The sequence below is a fragment of the Propioniciclava sp. MC1683 genome (assembly GCF_014164675.1).
Lineage (GTDB): Bacteria > Actinomycetota > Actinomycetes > Propionibacteriales > Propionibacteriaceae > Propioniciclava.
In genome coordinates this window covers 1-15,924 of record NZ_JACJFX010000030.1, presented here as the reverse complement: position 1 = coordinate 15,924, position 15,924 = coordinate 1, and the positions used below count along the sequence as shown (strand labels likewise).

Annotated in this window: 18 protein-coding genes; 12 read left to right on the top strand and 6 right to left on the bottom strand. The window is 71.1% G+C overall.

The annotated features are described in order from the left end of the window. The first annotated feature begins 142 nt into the window (after positions 1–142). Positions 143–454 (top strand): hypothetical protein, encoded by a 312-nt coding sequence (locus tag H5397_RS14085; protein WP_182818193.1) that lies wholly within the window; start codon positions 143–145, stop codon positions 452–454. Positions 455–581: 127 nt separating this feature from the next. Beyond that, positions 582–1,148 (top strand): dihydrofolate reductase family protein, encoded by a 567-nt coding sequence (locus tag H5397_RS14080; protein WP_182818192.1) that lies wholly within the window; start codon positions 582–584, stop codon positions 1,146–1,148. Position 1,149: 1 nt separating this feature from the next. Here the strand turns inward: H5397_RS14080 and H5397_RS14075 are convergent, their stop codons facing one another. After that, the gene (locus tag H5397_RS14075) at positions 1,150–1,587 is read right to left on the bottom strand and encodes a tautomerase family protein (RefSeq protein ID WP_182818191.1); all 438 of its coding nucleotides are present in this window, start codon (positions 1,585–1,587) and stop codon (positions 1,150–1,152) included. 96 nt (positions 1,588–1,683) lie between these two features. Here H5397_RS14075 and H5397_RS14070 point away from each other — a divergent pair, with 96 nt between their 5' ends. From H5397_RS14070 to H5397_RS14045, 6 genes are all read left to right on the top strand, one after another. Then, positions 1,684–2,271 (top strand): MarC family protein, encoded by a 588-nt coding sequence (locus H5397_RS14070; protein WP_182818190.1) that lies wholly within the window; start codon positions 1,684–1,686, stop codon positions 2,269–2,271. 84 nt (positions 2,272–2,355) lie between these two features. Further along, positions 2,356–3,261 (top strand): ABC transporter ATP-binding protein, encoded by a 906-nt coding sequence (locus H5397_RS14065; RefSeq protein ID WP_182818189.1) that lies wholly within the window; start codon positions 2,356–2,358, stop codon positions 3,259–3,261. Then, positions 3,258–4,058 (top strand): ABC transporter permease, encoded by an 801-nt coding sequence (locus H5397_RS14060; RefSeq protein ID WP_182818188.1) that lies wholly within the window; start codon positions 3,258–3,260, stop codon positions 4,056–4,058. The genes H5397_RS14065 and H5397_RS14060 overlap by 4 nt, the downstream gene beginning before the upstream one ends. A gap of 19 nt (positions 4,059–4,077) precedes the next feature. Next, positions 4,078–5,307: a sensor histidine kinase gene (locus tag H5397_RS14055; protein ID WP_182818187.1), complete on the top strand. Its 1,230-nt coding sequence runs from the start codon at positions 4,078–4,080 to the stop codon at positions 5,305–5,307. Then, positions 5,304–5,918: a response regulator transcription factor gene (locus H5397_RS14050; RefSeq protein ID WP_182818186.1), complete on the top strand. Its 615-nt coding sequence runs from the start codon at positions 5,304–5,306 to the stop codon at positions 5,916–5,918. The genes H5397_RS14055 and H5397_RS14050 overlap by 4 nt, the downstream gene beginning before the upstream one ends. A 47-nt stretch (positions 5,919–5,965) precedes the next feature. Next, on the top strand, positions 5,966–7,144 hold the full coding sequence (locus H5397_RS14045) for a VanZ family protein (protein ID WP_182818185.1): 1,179 nt from the start codon (positions 5,966–5,968) through the stop codon (positions 7,142–7,144). Between the two features lie 38 nt (positions 7,145–7,182). On the opposite strand, the gene H5397_RS14040 is transcribed toward H5397_RS14045, so the two are convergent. The 5 genes from H5397_RS14040 to guaA form a co-directional block, all read right to left on the bottom strand. Then, positions 7,183–8,619 (bottom strand): HNH endonuclease signature motif containing protein, encoded by a 1,437-nt coding sequence (locus H5397_RS14040; protein ID WP_182818184.1) that lies wholly within the window; start codon positions 8,617–8,619, stop codon positions 7,183–7,185. A 127-nt stretch (positions 8,620–8,746) separates the two neighbouring features. Then, positions 8,747–9,394, bottom strand: a complete 648-nt coding sequence (locus H5397_RS14035; protein WP_182818183.1) for a hypothetical protein — start codon at positions 9,392–9,394, stop codon at positions 8,747–8,749. Further along, a complete protein-coding gene (locus H5397_RS14030) occupies positions 9,391–9,768 on the bottom strand; it encodes a sigma-70 family RNA polymerase sigma factor (RefSeq protein WP_375539459.1) in 378 nt (125 codons plus the stop codon). Before H5397_RS14030 ends, H5397_RS14035 begins: the two co-directional genes overlap by 4 nt. 201 nt (positions 9,769–9,969) lie before the next feature. After that, entirely contained in the window at positions 9,970–11,217 is a 1,248-nt protein-coding gene (locus H5397_RS14025) for an alpha/beta fold hydrolase (protein WP_182818182.1), read from the bottom strand. Between the two features lie 92 nt (positions 11,218–11,309). After that, positions 11,310–12,296 (bottom strand): glutamine-hydrolyzing GMP synthase, encoded by a 987-nt coding sequence (gene guaA, locus H5397_RS14020; RefSeq protein WP_182818181.1) that lies wholly within the window; start codon positions 12,294–12,296, stop codon positions 11,310–11,312. Between the two features lie 280 nt (positions 12,297–12,576). Here guaA and H5397_RS14015 point away from each other — a divergent pair, with 280 nt between their 5' ends. The 4 genes from H5397_RS14015 to H5397_RS14000 all read left to right on the top strand — a co-directional run bounded on the left by H5397_RS14015 (position 12,577) and on the right by H5397_RS14000 (position 15,614). After that, positions 12,577–12,894: a sigma factor gene (locus H5397_RS14015; RefSeq protein WP_182818180.1), complete on the top strand. Its 318-nt coding sequence runs from the start codon at positions 12,577–12,579 to the stop codon at positions 12,892–12,894. Beyond that, positions 12,887–13,591, top strand: a complete 705-nt coding sequence (locus tag H5397_RS14010; RefSeq protein WP_182818179.1) for a hypothetical protein — start codon at positions 12,887–12,889, stop codon at positions 13,589–13,591. Before H5397_RS14015 ends, H5397_RS14010 begins: the two co-directional genes overlap by 8 nt. Before the next feature lie 47 nt (positions 13,592–13,638). Beyond that, complete coding sequence (locus H5397_RS14005; protein ID WP_182818178.1) at positions 13,639–14,175, top strand: hypothetical protein; 537 nt, start codon at positions 13,639–13,641, stop codon at positions 14,173–14,175. 119 nt (positions 14,176–14,294) lie between these two features. Continuing rightward, the gene (locus H5397_RS14000; RefSeq protein ID WP_255438938.1) at positions 14,295–15,614 is read left to right on the top strand and encodes a restriction endonuclease; all 1,320 of its coding nucleotides are present in this window, start codon (positions 14,295–14,297) and stop codon (positions 15,612–15,614) included. Positions 15,615–15,924 lie beyond the last annotated feature (310 nt).

Here is a 15,924-nt window from a genome sequence, read left to right as displayed (position 1 = left end):
CGGCTGCGTCCGGTCTCGCGTCGAGGATGATGGGGCATGGACAACCCCACCCGAGGCGTCGATCCGTTCGACCCAGCCCTGCACGCGCGCCCTGGCCATCCTCGCCGAACCGTTGCGAGCAGCCGGCATGGGGGAGCCGCCGATGCTCGACACGAACAACCCGGGTTCCTTGTCCCTCAGGTGGCACGCCGAGGGCGGCGGAGAGCGTCCCCGCCCGGACTCACCCGTGTGGACCCACGGCGGCTGCTACGACGTGGTCGTCCGCTGGGCCGAGTCCGGCAGGCTGGACGTCCACACCGAGGGCGGCCAGATGGTCGACGAGCCCTGGCCGTCGACGCTCGAGGCGTTCGACGCGGCGCTTGCTCACGTCGCCGCCCGAATCGGTGCGGTGATCGAGGCCGACATCAAGCGTTTCGAGGACGAGGACGACGGCTACCTGCCCGGCACCAGGTGAACGTGGACGCGGCGGGCCCCGAACTAGGGAACAGGGTCGCGGGGTGTCCCGGGGAGCTGGCTCTGGACGCCGTCGATCGGCGGGTGCGCCATGAAGCACCCGCGAGTCCGCACCCAAGGAGCCCCCCATGAGCCGTCCCGTCGTCGCCGCCCTGTTCTCCTCGCTCGACGGGGTCGTCTCCGACCCCTACCTCTTCCAGTACGACTCCTTCGACGAGGGCCTGGGCCAGTTCATGACCGAGGCCATCGGACGCGTCGCCGCCGGCATCCTCGGCCGCACCACCTACGAGCAGTGGGCGGGCTACTGGCCGAACCAGGCCCCCGAGGAGGACGCCTCCTTCGCCGACTTCATCAAACCGCTGCCCAAGTACGTGGCCTCGCGCACCCTCACCCAGGACGACCTCACCTGGCAGAACTCCACCCTCATCGAGGCCGACCTGCTCGACTTCGTCCGCCAACTCAAGCAGACCGACGGCGGGGCGGTGGGCGTCCAAGGATCGATCTCGGTCGTGCGCCAACTGGCCGCCGCCGGACTGCTCGACGAACTCACCCTCTGCCTGCACCCGGCGGTGGCGGGGGAGGGCGTCCGGTTGTTCGCCGACGCCGCACCCCTGCGTCTCGAGCTGCTCGACTCGCGCATCACCGAGAAGGGCAACGCGATCCTCACGTACGGGCCCGGGCCCGCGATCGGGTAGGTCAGCCGAGCGCGTTCAGGTGGTGGCGGGTGTCGTCGTCGAGGGACGCCAGCCACGCGGCCTCGTCCCCTGCCGCGGGCAGGACGTACCCGTACTCGACCATGTTCGCGGGCGGCAGGTCGACGAGGTAGACCCACACCGCCCGGCGGGGGACGCCCAGCGCCTCACGCACCGCACCGCCCAGCGCGTCGAGCAGGGCCGCCTTCTGCTCGGGCGTGCGTCCGGCGCGGATCTGCCCGTGCACGAACACCAGCTCGTCGGCGATCGGGGCGCCGCCGACGAAGTGGCGGTCGGCATCCACCTCCTCGAAGACGACCTGGGCAAAGAAGCCCTGCGCGCCGGTGGCCGCAGTGTGGGCGGTTGTAATCGCGCGGGCGAGGGTGGCGCGGGCGTCGCCGTTGAGGCGTCCGGTGGTGGTGCGCACGGTGTAGGTCGGCATGGGGCGAGGGTAGGAGTCGGGTGGGGGCCGGTCAACGCCCCTTGTCTGCCCGGGGTGAGCTTGGGTGGCGCGCCGCGACATGCGACGATGCGCAGCGTGAATTCGGCCCTCTTCGTGCAGGCACTCGGTGCCTTCTTCGCCATCATGAACCCGTTCATCGCCCTGCCGATGTTCCTGGCGCTGACCAGCGGTTACGACCACGCCCGGCAGCGCCGCACCAGCCTGCGGGTGGTCGTCTACAGCGCGGTGATGAGCATCGTGGTCATGGCGAGTGGCTCGGCGATCCTAGGGTTCTTCGGCATCTCGGTGAGCCACTTCCGGGTGGCCGGCGGCATCGTGCTGATGACCATCGGCCTCGGCATGCTGAACGGTGGCAGCTCGGCCCACGAGGGCACCGCGACCGAGAAGGCCCGCATGCGCACTCGGGCGATGGCCTCGGCCGGGGGCGAGGCGGGTGTGACGGCGACGGGTCCGGCGGCCGGGCCGGCGCACGACGCCCACCCCGATGCTGCGGCCGACATCTCGTTCTACCCGCTGACGTTCCCGATGATCCTGGGCCCGGGGTCGATCGCGTCGATCGTCATCTTCACCGGCCAGGCCGACGGGGTGCCCGGCATCGTCGCCGCCATCGCCGTCGCGATGGTGATCGCCGGCCTGCAGGAGCTGATCCCGATCCTGCGGTGAGCCCCCGGCATCCTCCGATCGGATGACCCCAGGTCGGGGCGGGTGGGGGAGGTTCGAGGGCGGCCGCCACGGAACCCTTGAGGTATGGCACTCATCACCGTCTCCGGGCTCACCAAGTCGTACGGCACGCACCAGGTCCTCCACGGCATCGACCTCACCGTCGACGAGGGCGAGATCGTGGGCGTGCTGGGGCCCAACGGCTCGGGCAAGACCACGGCGGTCGAGTGCATCGGAGGCCTCCGCGCCCGCGACGGCGGCACGGTCGACATCGCGGGCATGGACCCGGCGACCGACCCCCTCGCCCTCCGCGAGATGCTCGGCATGCAGCTGCAGCAGTGCCGCCTCCCCAACCGGATGCGCGTCGGCGAGGCCCTCGACCTCTACTCCGCCTTCTACGCCAACCCCCGCCCGGCCGGCGAGCTGCTCGAGAGCTTCGGCCTCGCCGCCCACGCCAGGCAGCCCTTCGGCAAGCTGTCGGGCGGCCAGCAGCAGCGCCTCTCGATCGCGCTCGCCCTCATCGGACGCCCCCGCATCGCCTTCCTCGACGAGCTGACCACCGGCCTCGACCCGGCCGCCCGCCGCGAGATCTGGGAGTACCTCGGCCTGCTCCGCGACGAGGGAGTCACCATGCTGCTCGTCACCCACTTCATGGAGGAGGCCGCCTTCCTCTGCGACCGCGTCGTCATCCTCGAGGACGGCCGCATCGTCGCCTCCGGCACCCCCGCCGACATCGCCGCGGGCACCGGCGGCCAGGAGACCTCCTTCGCCGCCGACCCGGCCATCGATCTGGACGCCCTCCGTCGCCTCCCCGGTGTGACGTCGGTGAGTGTCGACCGCGGACGCGTCAGCGTCCAGGGCGACGCCGACTCCCCGCAGGTGGTCCTCGCGGCGCTCGCCGGCAGCGGGATCGTCGCCCGCCAGCTGCGCGTCACCACCCCCTCGCTCGACGACGCCTACCTCTCGCTCACCCAGGAAGGGTCCCTCCGATGACCGCCGCCACCGCCCCCGCCACCCGCAGCCTCGCCACCACCACCCCCACGGACCGGTTCACCCGCGCGTTCGCCGCGCACCTCCGCAGCGAGACCCGCCTGATCCTCCGGGAGGCGGCCGCGCTCATCTTCGGGGCCGTCCTCCCGCTGGCGGCGATCATCGTGATGTCGGCGATCCCGGCCGCGCGCGAGCCGCTGGCCGACTTCGGCGGGCTCTCGGTCGTGCGCACCTACCAGCCGACGATCCTGCTGTTCGCCACCTCGGTGCTGGGGCTCACCATCGTTCCCGCGATCCTGGGCGGCTACCGGCAGGCGGGCATCCTGCGCCGGCTGCGCACGACGCCGGCCTCGCCGGCCACCCTCCTCGCCGCGCTGTTCGTGGTCGTCGCCGCCGTCGGCCTGGTCGTGGCCACCCTCATCGTGGCGGTCCCGGCCATCGCGGGCGCCGGGCTCCCCGAGCACCTCGGCTGGTTCGCGCTCGCGGCGGTCCTCAGCCTGGTGGCCTTCCTCGCCCTCGGAACCCTGCTCGCCGCGGTCGTCCCGTCGCCGCAGGTCGCGGCCGGGCTCGGCAACGTCGTCGCCGCCCTGATGTGGTTCTCCGCCGGCCTGTGGCTGCCGCGCGTGTTCTTCCCCGACTGGCTGGTGACCCTCACCGACCTGACCCCGGGCGGCGCCGCGACGCAGGCGATGATCGACGCCGCGGTCGGCGTCCAGCCCTCGTGGCAGCCCTTCGTGGTGCTCGTCGTCTGGACCGCCGCGGCCGCCCTCGTCGCCGTCCGCACCTTCCGCTGGGAGTGAGTCGGGCAGGATGAGCACCATGACCACCCGCCGCGAGGAGCTCCCGCTCGGAGTCCCGCTCGGCCTGCTCGGGGCCAGCCTGGTCGCAGCGGTCGTGATGGCGCTGGCGGGCGTCCCGGTCGTGCGGGTGGCCGACCTGCCCTGGTTGGTCGCCCTCGCCGTCGCGATGGCGGTCGTCCGGGTCGCGGCCCACCGGCCCGGCACCACCGAGGGCCGGCGCGTGTTCCTCTTCTGGATCAACCTCGGCCTGGCCCTCGCCGCCGTCTGGCTGTCGCCCGCGTTCGGCCTCTACCTCTTCATCGGCTACTTCGAGTCGGCGGGCTTCCGGTCGGTGCCGCAGCGCCTCGCGGGCATGGTCGGCGTCGCGCTGGTCATCGCGGTCGCCCAGGTCGGCGGGCCGCGTTCCGTGCTCTTCATCCCGCTCGTCTACGCCGCGTTCGTGGCCGTGAACCTCGCGATCACCGGGCTCATGTTCGTGCTCAACCGCCGCCGCGAGGGGCTCTACGTCGAGCTCGCCCGCACCAACGACGAGCTGCGCGCCGAGCAGCAGCGCTCGGCCACCCTGCGCGACCAGCTCGTCGCCCAGGCCCACGAGGCCGGCATCGCCGAGGAGCGCGCCCGCCTCTCCCGCGAGATCCACGACACCGTCGCGCAGGACCTGGTCGCCATCATCGCCCAGCTCGACGCGGCGTCCGCGGCCGTCGACCCGGCCGAGCGCGACCGTCGCCTCTCCATCGTGGACGCCGCCGCCCGCGAGGCCCTCGACGAGGCCCGCCGGGCTGTGCGCGCCCTCGCGTCGCCGCGCCTCGACGACGCCGACCTGCCGCTCGCCCTCGACGACCTGCTCGGCCAGTGGCGCGCCGCCACCGGGTTGGCCGGCGAGCTCACCGTGGCGGGCACGGCCACCGCGACCGGCCACGACGACGTGCTGCTGCGCGTCGCCCAGGAGGGGCTGGCCAACGTCGCCAAGCACGCCCGCGGGCGCCGGGCCGACGTGGTGCTGCGCTACGAGGGCAGCGAGGCCAGCCTCGCGATCGCCGACGACGGACTGGGCTTCGACCCCGACCAGCCCCACCAGGGGTTCGGCCTGCGCGGCATGCGCGACCGTCTGGCGGCGGTGGGTGGACGCCTCGAGGTCGCGTCCACGCCCGACGGCACCCGTCTGGTCGCCCACGTGCCCCTGGGTGGGGATGCCACGCCAGGCGAGGCCCCCGCAGAGCAGCCCGCCCCGACCGAGGAGGACCGATGATCACCGTCGTCATCGCCGACGACCACCCCCTGGTGCGGGACGGGATCGTCGCGATCCTCACCCGCGAGCCCGACCTGGAGGTGCTGGCCCAGGCGGGGTCTGGGCCCGAGGCGGTGGCGATGGTCGCGCACCACGACCCCGACGTCGTGCTCATGGACCTCCGCATGCCCGGCGGTGACGGCGTCGACGCGATCCGCACGCTGCGCGGTCAGCGGTCCGACCGGCCGCGCATCCTCGTGCTGACCACCTACGACACCGACCGCGACATCCGCGCCGCGCTGGCCGCCGGGGCCGACGGCTACCTGCTCAAGGACACCCCGCGCGCCGACCTGATCCGCGCCGTCCGCGACCTGGCCGCAGGGCGGCCGGTGCTCGCGGCGTCCGCGCTCGCCGCCCTGGCCGGACGCGGGGCCGGGCCCGTCGCGCTCACCGCCCGCGAGGCCGACGTGGTGCGCGAACTGGCCGCCGGCGGCACCAACCGCGAGGCCGCCGCGCGGCTGCACGTGAGCGAGACCACGTTCAAGACCCACCTGTCGCGGGTGTACGAGAAGCTCGGGGTCTCCGACCGGGCGGCGGCCGTGCGGGTCGCCTATGAGCGCGGCCTGATCTGAGGGGCGGGCGGGCGTAGGGTGGCTGGGTCCCACCCCCGAGGGAGAGCATGTCCACCTGGATCGCACAGGGCCAGCTCGCGCTGGTCAACGCCGTGATCGTCTTCGTCGTCACGTTCGTGCCGGTGGTCGCCTGGCAGTACCGGCGCTACGGACGCCCCAACGCCGCGCGCCTGTTGGGCGCGTTCGGGCTGGCGTCGTACACGACGGCGCTGCTGACCTACACGTGGCTGCCGCTGCCCGACCGCGACACCCTCGACTGCACGCGGGCGCCGATCCCGCAGGCGGTGCCGGGCGCGTTCGTCGGCGACATCGCCCGCGCTCTTGACCGGTTCGGGTTGCCCGACGCGCTGTGGTCGTTCACCGTGCTGCAGGTCGTGCTGAACGTGGTGCTGTTCGTGCCGTGGGGCGTGGTCGTGCGGCAGTTCCTGCACCGGGGGTTGCTGGTGGCGACGCTGAGTGGGTTCGGGGCGTCCGTGTTCATCGAGACCGCCCAGCTGACCGGGCTGTTCGGCATCTACCCGTGCGCCTACCGCACTTTCGACGTCGATGACGTGCTCACCAACACCCTCGGCGCCCTGATCGGTGCGCTGATCGCGCCGTTGCTGCTCGCCTGGATGCCCCACGCCCGCGACCTCGCCGTGCAGCGCCACGTGCCGCGGCCGGTGACGATGGTCCGGCGGTGGCTGGGCATGCTGGCCGACGCGTTCGCGTTCACGGTGCTGTCGGCGGTGCTGTCGATCCTCACGCTGGTGGGGGCGCTGGTGCTCGGCGTCGACACCAGCGGTGGCATCGCGTCGCTGGGCTGGGTGGGCTTCGCGATCACTGTCGGCATCCCGTGGATCGTCTGCTTCGTCGTGCCGCCCTGGGGTGGTTACGCGGCGTCGGGTGGCCAGTACATGGTGTGGCTGACGCCGATGTGGCGCGATTCAGCGGGTGAGCTGACCCACGGGACGCTGGTGCAACGGCTGGTGCGGGCCCACGTCGTGCCCGGCCCGATGCTGCTCACCTTGGTGCTCGACTGGTGGCTGAAGCTCGACCCGTGGGCCAGCCTGCCGTGGCTCGTGATCGCCGCGACGGCGGTCGTGATGGTGCCCTTCACGCGCACGTTCCGGTCGCTGAGCGGCGTCGTCACCGGCTGCGAGGTGGTCGACATCCGCACGGTCGACGACATCCCGGACGAGGTGATCCCGCCCGTTCTACCGACCCGAGATCACCCGGTGATCTGAGCCCCGCAGCAGGTCGTTCGCCGCGGGCCTTCCCGGTGCTACTCGAGGAGGACCGCCTGGGCGTCGCTCCCGGTGGCACACGGCGTCCGCGCGGGCCGCAGTGGTGTCTGGTCGACCGGCGGTCTGGACCGGGGTGGCGTGAACACGGGTTGGCCTTCGTCGTCGATCCGAACGGTCCAGCGGGTGGGTGGAGCCCCGCGGTCGAAGAAGCGGAGCGGCTCGACCGTGCCGTGGTGGTGCGGGCACAGGAGCACCAGGTTCCCCAGTGCCGTATCGCCGCCCGCCCACCACGGAGTGATGTGGTGTGCCTCGCAGGCGTGCGCCTGGACGCGGCAGCCCGGGAACGCGCAGCCCTGGTCGCGAACCTCCAGTGCGCGCCGGATGCCCGGTGTGACGAGCCGCTGCTCGCGCCCGACGTCGAGCGGCACGCTGGCGGAACCCAGGATCACGGGCAGGACGTTCGCGTCGCAGGCGAGTCGGCGCAGTTCACCGGCGGTCAGCTGCTCACCGCCCGCGAGCACGCCGGCTTGCTCGGCGCGCTCGAGAAGGTCGTCGTAGGAGAGGGTGACCACCACGGTCGGCCTCATCGAGGTCGCGCGCCCGGCGGTCGACGGCTGTGTCGCGGACGCGTCGGCAGTCCTGGGGAACTGCCCCTCAGTCGGCCTCCGCGCGGAGCCCACCTGAGGCCGCGCCGCGACCAGCGCGACCAACCCGTCGGCGGTGCGCTGTTCGGAGGTCCTCAGGCCGGCCTCGTCGTGGCGATCCCCGGCGTGTTCCAAGGCGCGCCGGTTGGAGACGGAGTGCGCCTCCACGAGTCGCTTGAAGGCCTCGCCCTCGAGCGTCGGCAGTTGCCCGCGGAACCGGAGGCTGCCGTCCCCGTCGGGACTGAAGACCAGCGACCGAGCGGCCCAGGCGCGCTTGCGTTGGGCGTCCAGGCGGGAGAGTTCGTCCTCCACCGCGTCCACCTCTGGGGCGACGGCTTCGAGGACGTGCCGGGTCTGCCGGGCGAGATCCTTCGCGTCGACGAGGTGGGCCTTGTCGAGCAGGATGTCCTCCGCCTGCTCGCGCTGCTCGTGACTGAGCGTGGCCGGCAGCTCGCCCAGGACCTTGTCGATGGCCCGGGCCTGGGCGACGGAGACATCGCCCGCCAGCGTCGCCTCGGCCACCTTCGGGTGCGCGGTGATGTCCTTGCCGGCGTACACCCACGATGAGGCCTCTCCGGCGGTCACCTTGGCCGAGACAGCGAGCAGGGACTTGATGCTCGTCCCGCGTGCCGCCTCCGCGGATCGCGCCCGGTCGGCCTCGGCCACGAGCACGGCACGCAGGGCCTCCACCTGGCGCCCGAGCGCGACCACCTCCGTGACGAGCGCAAGGCGGGCCTCGGCGTCCAGACGCTTGCGACCCATGTGGTCGACTGAGCTCAGCAGCGAGCGCGCGCCGGCCAGAGCGGTGGCGGTGGGGGTGCGCTCGTCCATGGCTCCACGCTACGGAACCGAGCGCCTGAATAGAACGCCTGACGGGAAATGTGGAGAACTCGGTCAACTTGTCCACATCTGCCCGCGCCCCTTGACAGCCCAGCGAAGCAACCCACCTCAGGGCCCATCAGCGCAGCACGATCTCCTGGCGGTTGAGCTTCACCGAGTGCCCGGTGGCAGTGTTGGTGCAGGTCACGCCCGACTCGGCGCTGCTGCACATGAAGTCGCCCAGGCGCAGGGCGTTGCCTGGGAACGCCGCCGGGTCGCTCGCGCACGAGTACACCGGAACGGCGTCGGCGAGGTCCACCTCGGTGGCCGGGCCGGGGCCGTCGACGCAGTCGACCTCGGGGACCGTGCCGGTGAACTCCATGGGGATCCCGCACGTGACCCCGTCGGGCCGCATCGCGCAGGCGAGCCGCGTCGAAGGTGACGCAAAATCGACACTGGGTGTGGCCCAACGCGCGACGTCGAGCGTGGCGGAGGGCTCCGGGGTGGGATCCGATGGAGCGAAACCGTCACTTGTCGTCGGTGCCGGGCTCGGCGAGGCGACCACGCTCGGCGCGGGCTCGGCCACGGGCGGCACCGCACCCGGCCGGAACACCAGGCCGCCCACCACGGCCACGACCGCGACCAGTCCCAGGGCCGACGTGGTCAGCACCCGGCGCCGGATCGTCCGGTGCCCGGAGGCGACGAGGGGGTCGACGTCGACCACGAAAGCATTGCGCAAGCCGCTGGCCTGGAGGTCGCGGCGGAGCAGGTCCTCGAAGCCGTTCATGACAGGAGTCCTTCCTCGGCGTAGCGGGCGCGGAGCGAGGCCACCCCGCGGGCGGCGTTCGACTTCACGGTGCCCAGCGACAGGCCCAACTGGTCGGCGACCTCACGCTCGGAGAGGTCGGCGTAGTAACGCAGCACCACGACCCGGCGCTGCTGCGGGGGCAGGGTGGCGAGCATGCGGCCGACTCGGTCGTGCTCCTCGACCTGCTCGAAGCCGGACGCCACCACGGGTTCGTGCGCGGCCACCGCCTCGTCCGAGACCACCTCGCCGTGCCGCTTGCGCCAGGCGTCGACGCTCGCGTTGACGAGGATCCGGCGCGCGTAGGCGAGGGCGTCGTCGTGCCGCACGCGCGACCATGCGAGGTACGTCTTCAGCAGCGCGGTCTGGACCAGGTCGTGGGCCTGCTCGCGGTCGGGGTGACTTCCAGTGCGTGAACTGGGAGGACACCGTCGAGTGCACCAACACCGCGACCGGGCACGGCATGGACCTGTCCCCGCGGGCCATCATCACCCGTTGACCCCACCCACCCCCACGATCGGACGCCGGCGGCCCAGGCTGCCGGCGTCCGGCCGCGTCTACAGCCAGCGGCGTCCGGACAGCAGCCCGAGCAGGTGGTCGAGGACGTCGCTGCCCATGCGGAGGCCGTTGTGCTCGTACTCGCTGGTCACCCAGGTGCGGCAGTCGGGCAGCATGGCGGCCGTCTCGAGGGAGTACTCCAGCGGCACGTAGGCGTCGCGCGCGTACACGGCGGCCACGACGGGCACGTCGGCCTCGGCCAGCTTCTCGGGGAAGTACAGCTGCGGCCACGGGTGCTCGGCGAGCAGGTCGGCGGCCTCGGCCCAGCCGTTCAACTCGGACGCCTCGGCGAACAGACTGCGGTGCAGGTGCTCGCCGGCGAGGAGGGTCGGGTCCTCGCGCACGGCGTCGGGCATGGTGCGGTCGGCGGCCCAGCGGGTCCGGACGCCGTCGGCGTAGCTGGACTCGTGGAACACCGCGTACAGCGGGTTGCGCGCCCCGAAGGGAAGGGCCGCCGCGAGGTCGTGCGCGAACGCGGGGGAGCGGTGGTCGAGTTCGAGCAGGTAGTGCAGCTGCTCCGCCCCGCCCTGCGCGCCGAGCTTGTGCCCGAGCGTGCGCAGGCGGTCGGGGGAGACGGCGTCCCCGTTGGGGAGGACGATCTCGCCGGCCGCGGCCAGCCCGGTGAGCTGCCGGATGCGCTCCCGGTCGCCGGGGAACCACCGGTAGTACTGCTCGGACTTCCCGACCATGATCTGCCAGGTCGCGGCGTAGACGTCCTCGATGGGGTGCTGCACCGCGCTCAGCCCGCCGGTGATGACCGCGCCCGCGAGGCTCTCGGGGCGCACCGACAGGTAGTGCAGTGCGGTGAACCCGCCGAAGGACTGGCCGAGGATCGTCCACGTGCGCGCGCCCAGCGCCTCGCGCACCGCCTCGCAGTCGTTGACGATCTCGTCGGCGCGGAAGTGGGTCAGGTACTCGGCGGTCGCCTCGCTGCCGGCCAGATCGGACGCCGGGCCGAACGGCGTCGACCGCCCCGTCCCGCGCTGGTCGAGCATGACGACCTGGTAGTCCTGCAGCGCGCGGCGCAGCCACGGTGGGTTGTCGGGGCCGAGGCTGGGACGGGGGGCCTCGTTGCCCGGGCCGCCCTGCAGGAACACCAGGTACGGCTTGCCCTCCCCGCCCTCGCCGGTGACGACGCGGGCGAACACCTCGATGGTCCCCGCGCCGTCGTTGGCGTGGTCGAGGGGGACGTCGAGGAACAGGTTGGTGAGGGTCAGTCCGGGCAGCCGGTCCGTGCTGGTGCGCATGGCGTCAGGCTAGTGCTCGCAGAATGTGCTCCTTCGACGTAATGCACGTGGCGCAAAGAGCAAGGAGCACATTTCGCGAGCAGACGGTCAGCTCACTCCCATTCGATGGTGCCCGGGGGCTTGGGGGTGGTGTCGTACATGACGCGGTTGACGCCCTCGACCTCGGCGCAGATACGCAGGGTGACCTTGTTCAGCAGCGACCACGGCAGCTCGGCGACACCGGCGGACATGGCGTCGGAGGACAGCACGGCACGCAGCACGATGGCCTGGCCGTAGGTGCGGTAGCCGTCGGTGACGCCGACCGAACGCGTGCCGGGCAGCACGGTGAAGTACTGCCACACCTCGCCCTCGAGGCCGGCGGCGGCGACCTCGGCGCGGAAGATCGCGTCGGACTCGCGCACCATGCGCACCTTGTCGGGGGTCAGCGCCCCGACCACGCGCACCGCCAGGCCCGGGCCCGGGAACGGCTGGCGCCACACGAGCTCGTGCGGCAGCCCGAGGGCCTCGCCGACGGCGCGCACCTCGTCCTTGAACAGGTACTTCACGGGCTCGACGAGCTCGAAGTCGAAGTCCTCGGGCAGGCCGCCGACGTTGTGGTGGCTCTTGACGACGCCCTTGTCGGAGTCGGATTCGATGATGTCGGGGTAGATCGTCCCCTGCACGAGGTAGTCGATCTGGCCGAGCGAGCGGGCCTCCTCCTCGAAGACGCGGATGAACTCCTCGCCGATGATCTTGCGCTTGCGCTCGGGGTCGTCGACGCCGTCGAGCTTGCCGAGGAACCGGTCGACGGCGTCCACCGAGATGAGGTTCATGCCGAAGTGGTCGCCGAAGAGCTGGTCGACCATCTCGGGCTCGCCGGCGCGCATGAGGCCGTGGTCGACGAAGACGCAGACGAGCTGGTCGCCGACGGCCTTGTGCACGATCGCGGCGCACACCGAGCTGTCCACGCCGCCCGACAGCGCGCACAGCACCCGCTTGTCGCCGACCTGCTGGCGCACCTGCTCGACCATGACGTCGACGTACTCGGTGATGCTCCCGGCGAACCCGGTGCGCTGCTCCAGGGACTCCCGCTCTTCCATGACTTCTCCTCAGGCCTCGGCTGCGTGCCCAGCCTATTGCCGCGGCTCACCGCAGGTGCATTCCCGGACGCCGCGGGCTGCGGCCGGGCGTCACTCAGGGGGCCTGCCTGACCGCCTTCACGATGGCGTCGCCCGACCAGGTCGAGTTGACGAGCACCCGGCGCGAAGTGCTCGCGCGTCTCGCCGGTCGCTGACGGGGATCCGCGCGCTCGGGACGTCACGTGTTGCCTTTCGGGCCCCTCGAACGTTGGGTGGGGGAGAGTCCGAAGGAAAGTGCGGCATGGACGCGGAGGCATTCGACCGGTACTTCACCGCGCGATACCCCGTGCTCGTCGGGCACGTGACGGCCATGTGGGGCGACCCGGGCGCCGCCGCCGACGCCGTCCAGGAGGCTTTCGTCCGGGCGTGGACCAAGCGCCGCGAGTTCGGACGCCACCCCCACCCCGACGCCTGGATCCGGACCGTCGCCGACCTCCCGGTCGCCCGGGTCGCCGAGGAGTTGGACGCCCAGCCGGGCACCGTCCGCGTGTGGTTCTCCCGCGGACGGGTCCGCCTCGGCGTCCTCCTCGACGAGGACAAGGAGCCCCGCCATGCGTGAACAGGACCTCCGTGATCTCCTCAGCCGCTACACGCCCTCCGGCGAGGGTGCGCCCGCGGCGTCCAGCATCAGGGGTCGCGCGACCCGCCGCCGGCTGGTCCCGGTGGGGGTGGCTGCGGTGGCCGTGGTGGCGGCCGGGGCGCTGCTGGTCCCGCAGGTGCTGACTCAGCCGGCGGTGCCCGCACCCGCGGCGTCCCCGACTGTGCCCGCCACACCGGCGAGCGGGACGCCGATGCCCACCCCGTCCGCCACCCCGTCGCCCGTGGTGACGCCGACGCTGTCGTGCCCGGAGATCCGGGACGCGTGGCGCGAGGCCCTCACGACACCCCTGGAACTGCCACTCGGGTTGGGGTCCAACCCACGGCTGTTGAACGTCCGTGGGGACGCAGTCATCGTCGGGGGGCAGGTGAACGGACGCCTCGTGCAGCGCGTCTTCCCCCACGGATTGGCGGGCGATTCGTATGCCCTGCCCCCCGTCACCGAGGGAGCGATGCTGCTGCTCGCCGAGCTCACCGAGGAGCGCATCGTCTACGGCGAGCTCTGGGACAGTGCCACCCCCCGGCGCTGGCGCTTCCACGTCCAGCACGGACCGGACGCCGAGCCACGCCTGCTTGTTGACTCCCGTGACAGCGACGGCGTCGCGGGTCTCTACCCGTTCTGGGTCGAGGGGACTCCCTGCGCTGGTTCGAGGTCGTGAACGCCAGAGAGGACGCGCCCGAACGGCAGCGTGTGATGCAGGGTGCGTTGAACGATCCGGACGCCGCGCCGCAGGTCGCCCTCGAGGTGGAGGGGGAGTCGGGCTACCCGGTCCTGTTGGACGACCGCCTCCTGTTCGGACAGAACGACACGTGGCGGGCGTACGAGCGCACCACCCTGCGGGAGACGAGCGCCCCTCCGGCGATGCCGCCCGCGGGCCACTGGAAGGCCCAACGGGGCAACGAGGTCCTGTACGACCGCGACAACGTGGATGGGGTCGAGGAGTTGGTTCTGGTCGATGTCATGACCGGCCGGTCGCCCCCGATCCTCAAGGGAGCGGCCTCCAACATGGTCACCATCGAGGGAGATTCCGCGCTGGTCTTTCGCGGGCGCACAGTCACGCTCGTGAACCTCGTCTCAGGCAACGAGCTCGAGATCATGGACGACAACGGAACCACCGAAGGGATGCAGGTGGCGCCGGTGCTGATGGAGGAGTTCGTGCTGCTCATCACCGACGGTGCCAACGGTGACCCGGGCAGCATGGCGCGGTTGTCCGACCTGCCCACCGCCATTCCCAACTGCTGACTACTAGGGCAGTGGAACCCTTCCTCTGTCCGCATTTGGGCGACGACGGGCGGAGTTGGCTTCCAGTCACGCAAGGTGGCTGGCATAGTGCCCACATGGGTGACCCTCGTCGCGTGCAGATGCTGGACATCGTGCGCTACGACCGCACCTACTCCCCAGTGGAAGTTCGGCTGGGGGATTACTGGAACTTCTGGTGGCTCCAGGATGCGCCGGGAAGCCCCTTCAAACGGATCCAGCTGGAATCGGGCATCAACCCGGTGGCCTTTGTGGCCGGTCCCGAGGCGGTGCGTCGCCCCCTCATCGCTTTGCGCTCGAGCCCTTGGAAAGCAGGACAGGAAAGTACCCCGTGGCACGATGAGTTCGACCTCAATCACGGCCATGTTCGCTACTTCGGGGATCACAAGGTTTCGACGCTTGGCCCTGTCGGAACCACGCCTGGGAATCGAGCACTCCTTGAAGCGTGGAACCTTCACGGATCCGGCAAGGGGGAGGACCGACTTCTTGCGCCGCCCTTGATCCTCTTCCGCGCAGTACCGATCTGGCGAGACGGCCGGCGTGTGGACAAGGGGCACGGAGAATTCTGTGGGGTGGGTGTGCTCGAGAGGCTGGAGTACATCGTCCAACGAGATCCCGGGTCTTCGCGTCCGGGGCAGGCGGCGGCCACGTTCCCCAACATCGTCGTGGACATCAACGTCATCAAACTTGACGAGAATGACGAGTTCGACTTCCGCTGGCTGGACGCCCGTCGTGATGGTCAATTGACTGCGGAAGAGACGCTGGAGCTAGCGCCCAAGGCGTGGGTCCGTTGGGTCGAGCAGGGCAAGGTGGCCCTTCCCCGCATTCGTCGTCGTGTCCTCAGCAGTCGGGTCCAAACACGAGATCAGCAGCTCCCAGAGGTGGGCAGTCCGGAGCAGGACATCCTAGAGCGCGTATATCGGGCATTCGACAACAACAAGCACGCGTTTGAATGGCTGGCTAGCAGAATCGCTGAACAGGTGCTTTCGGACTCCGGGGCCAGGTACTCGGAGGGGTGGCTCACGCGTGCAGGCGGCGACGGGGGCATGGACTTCGTCGGTCGACTCGACGTCGGAAGCACTCGGGCACAGACGCCGCTGGTAGTTCTCGGGCAGGCGAAGTGTGTTGCGCCATCATCTTCCATCAGCGCGGATCAGGTCGCCCGGGTCGTCGCGCGCCTCAGGCGTGGCTGGCTTGGGGTCTTCGTCACGACCGGTCACTTCAGCCAACAGGCTCAGATCGAAGTCGTCGACGATGAGTACCCCTTGGTGCTGGTCCCGGGGCGCGTGGTGGCTGAAGTCATCCACAAGCTGGCGGAGGAATCATTCGAAGGGGACGTCCAGGCGCTGCTGAACATGGCGCTCACGGACTATCCGGGAGCGGTGACCCATCGCCGGCCTGAAGAAGTCCTCACTGCGGGCTAGAAGCCGGTGTGTCAGACCAACGTCACAATGACGACCTCATTAGCGTGCGCAGCGGAGGAGTAGAACTCCTTGAGTTGCTCCACGGGAGGGAGGAGGTAGTCCTCTAGGAGCCTGCTGAACAATCTGTCCGCGTGCCCACGGGACTGACCGGCAGCTGGCTGGAATTGTTGGGTTGTGCAGGGTGAGTCGAGTCCGCAGCGGGATGTGTTGGACGTGGAGTCGCTGGCGGGGCATTTGTTGCCGGCTGGCAGCGTGTTCCGGTTCTTGGCCGAGCACCGGCACCGCCTGTTCCCGGACGCGTTGTTCGCCG

Coding starts and splice junctions, on each gene's coding strand:
- H5397_RS14025 (WP_182818182.1), bottom strand. CDS start 11,217: ATGCGCACCAGCACGGACCGGCTGCCCGGACTGACCCTCACCAACCTG.
- H5397_RS14065 (WP_182818189.1), top strand. CDS start 2,356: ATGGCACTCATCACCGTCTCCGGGCTCACCAAGTCGTACGGCACGCAC.
- H5397_RS14000 (WP_255438938.1), top strand. CDS start 14,295: ATGCTGGACATCGTGCGCTACGACCGCACCTACTCCCCAGTGGAAGTT.
- H5397_RS14040 (WP_182818184.1), bottom strand. CDS start 8,619: ATGGACGAGCGCACCCCCACCGCCACCGCTCTGGCCGGCGCGCGCTCG.
- H5397_RS14055 (WP_182818187.1), top strand. CDS start 4,078: ATGACCACCCGCCGCGAGGAGCTCCCGCTCGGAGTCCCGCTCGGCCTG.
- H5397_RS14045 (WP_182818185.1), top strand. CDS start 5,966: ATGTCCACCTGGATCGCACAGGGCCAGCTCGCGCTGGTCAACGCCGTG.
- guaA (WP_182818181.1), bottom strand. CDS start 12,296: ATGGAAGAGCGGGAGTCCCTGGAGCAGCGCACCGGGTTCGCCGGGAGC.
- H5397_RS14050 (WP_182818186.1), top strand. CDS start 5,304: ATGATCACCGTCGTCATCGCCGACGACCACCCCCTGGTGCGGGACGGG.
- H5397_RS14060 (WP_182818188.1), top strand. CDS start 3,258: ATGACCGCCGCCACCGCCCCCGCCACCCGCAGCCTCGCCACCACCACC.
- H5397_RS14080 (WP_182818192.1), top strand. CDS start 582: ATGAGCCGTCCCGTCGTCGCCGCCCTGTTCTCCTCGCTCGACGGGGTC.
- H5397_RS14010 (WP_182818179.1), top strand. CDS start 12,887: ATGCGTGAACAGGACCTCCGTGATCTCCTCAGCCGCTACACGCCCTCC.
- H5397_RS14085 (WP_182818193.1), top strand. CDS start 143: ATGCTCGACACGAACAACCCGGGTTCCTTGTCCCTCAGGTGGCACGCC.
- H5397_RS14035 (WP_182818183.1), bottom strand. CDS start 9,394: ATGAACGGCTTCGAGGACCTGCTCCGCCGCGACCTCCAGGCCAGCGGC.
- H5397_RS14075 (WP_182818191.1), bottom strand. CDS start 1,587: ATGCCGACCTACACCGTGCGCACCACCACCGGACGCCTCAACGGCGAC.
- H5397_RS14015 (WP_182818180.1), top strand. CDS start 12,577: ATGGACGCGGAGGCATTCGACCGGTACTTCACCGCGCGATACCCCGTG.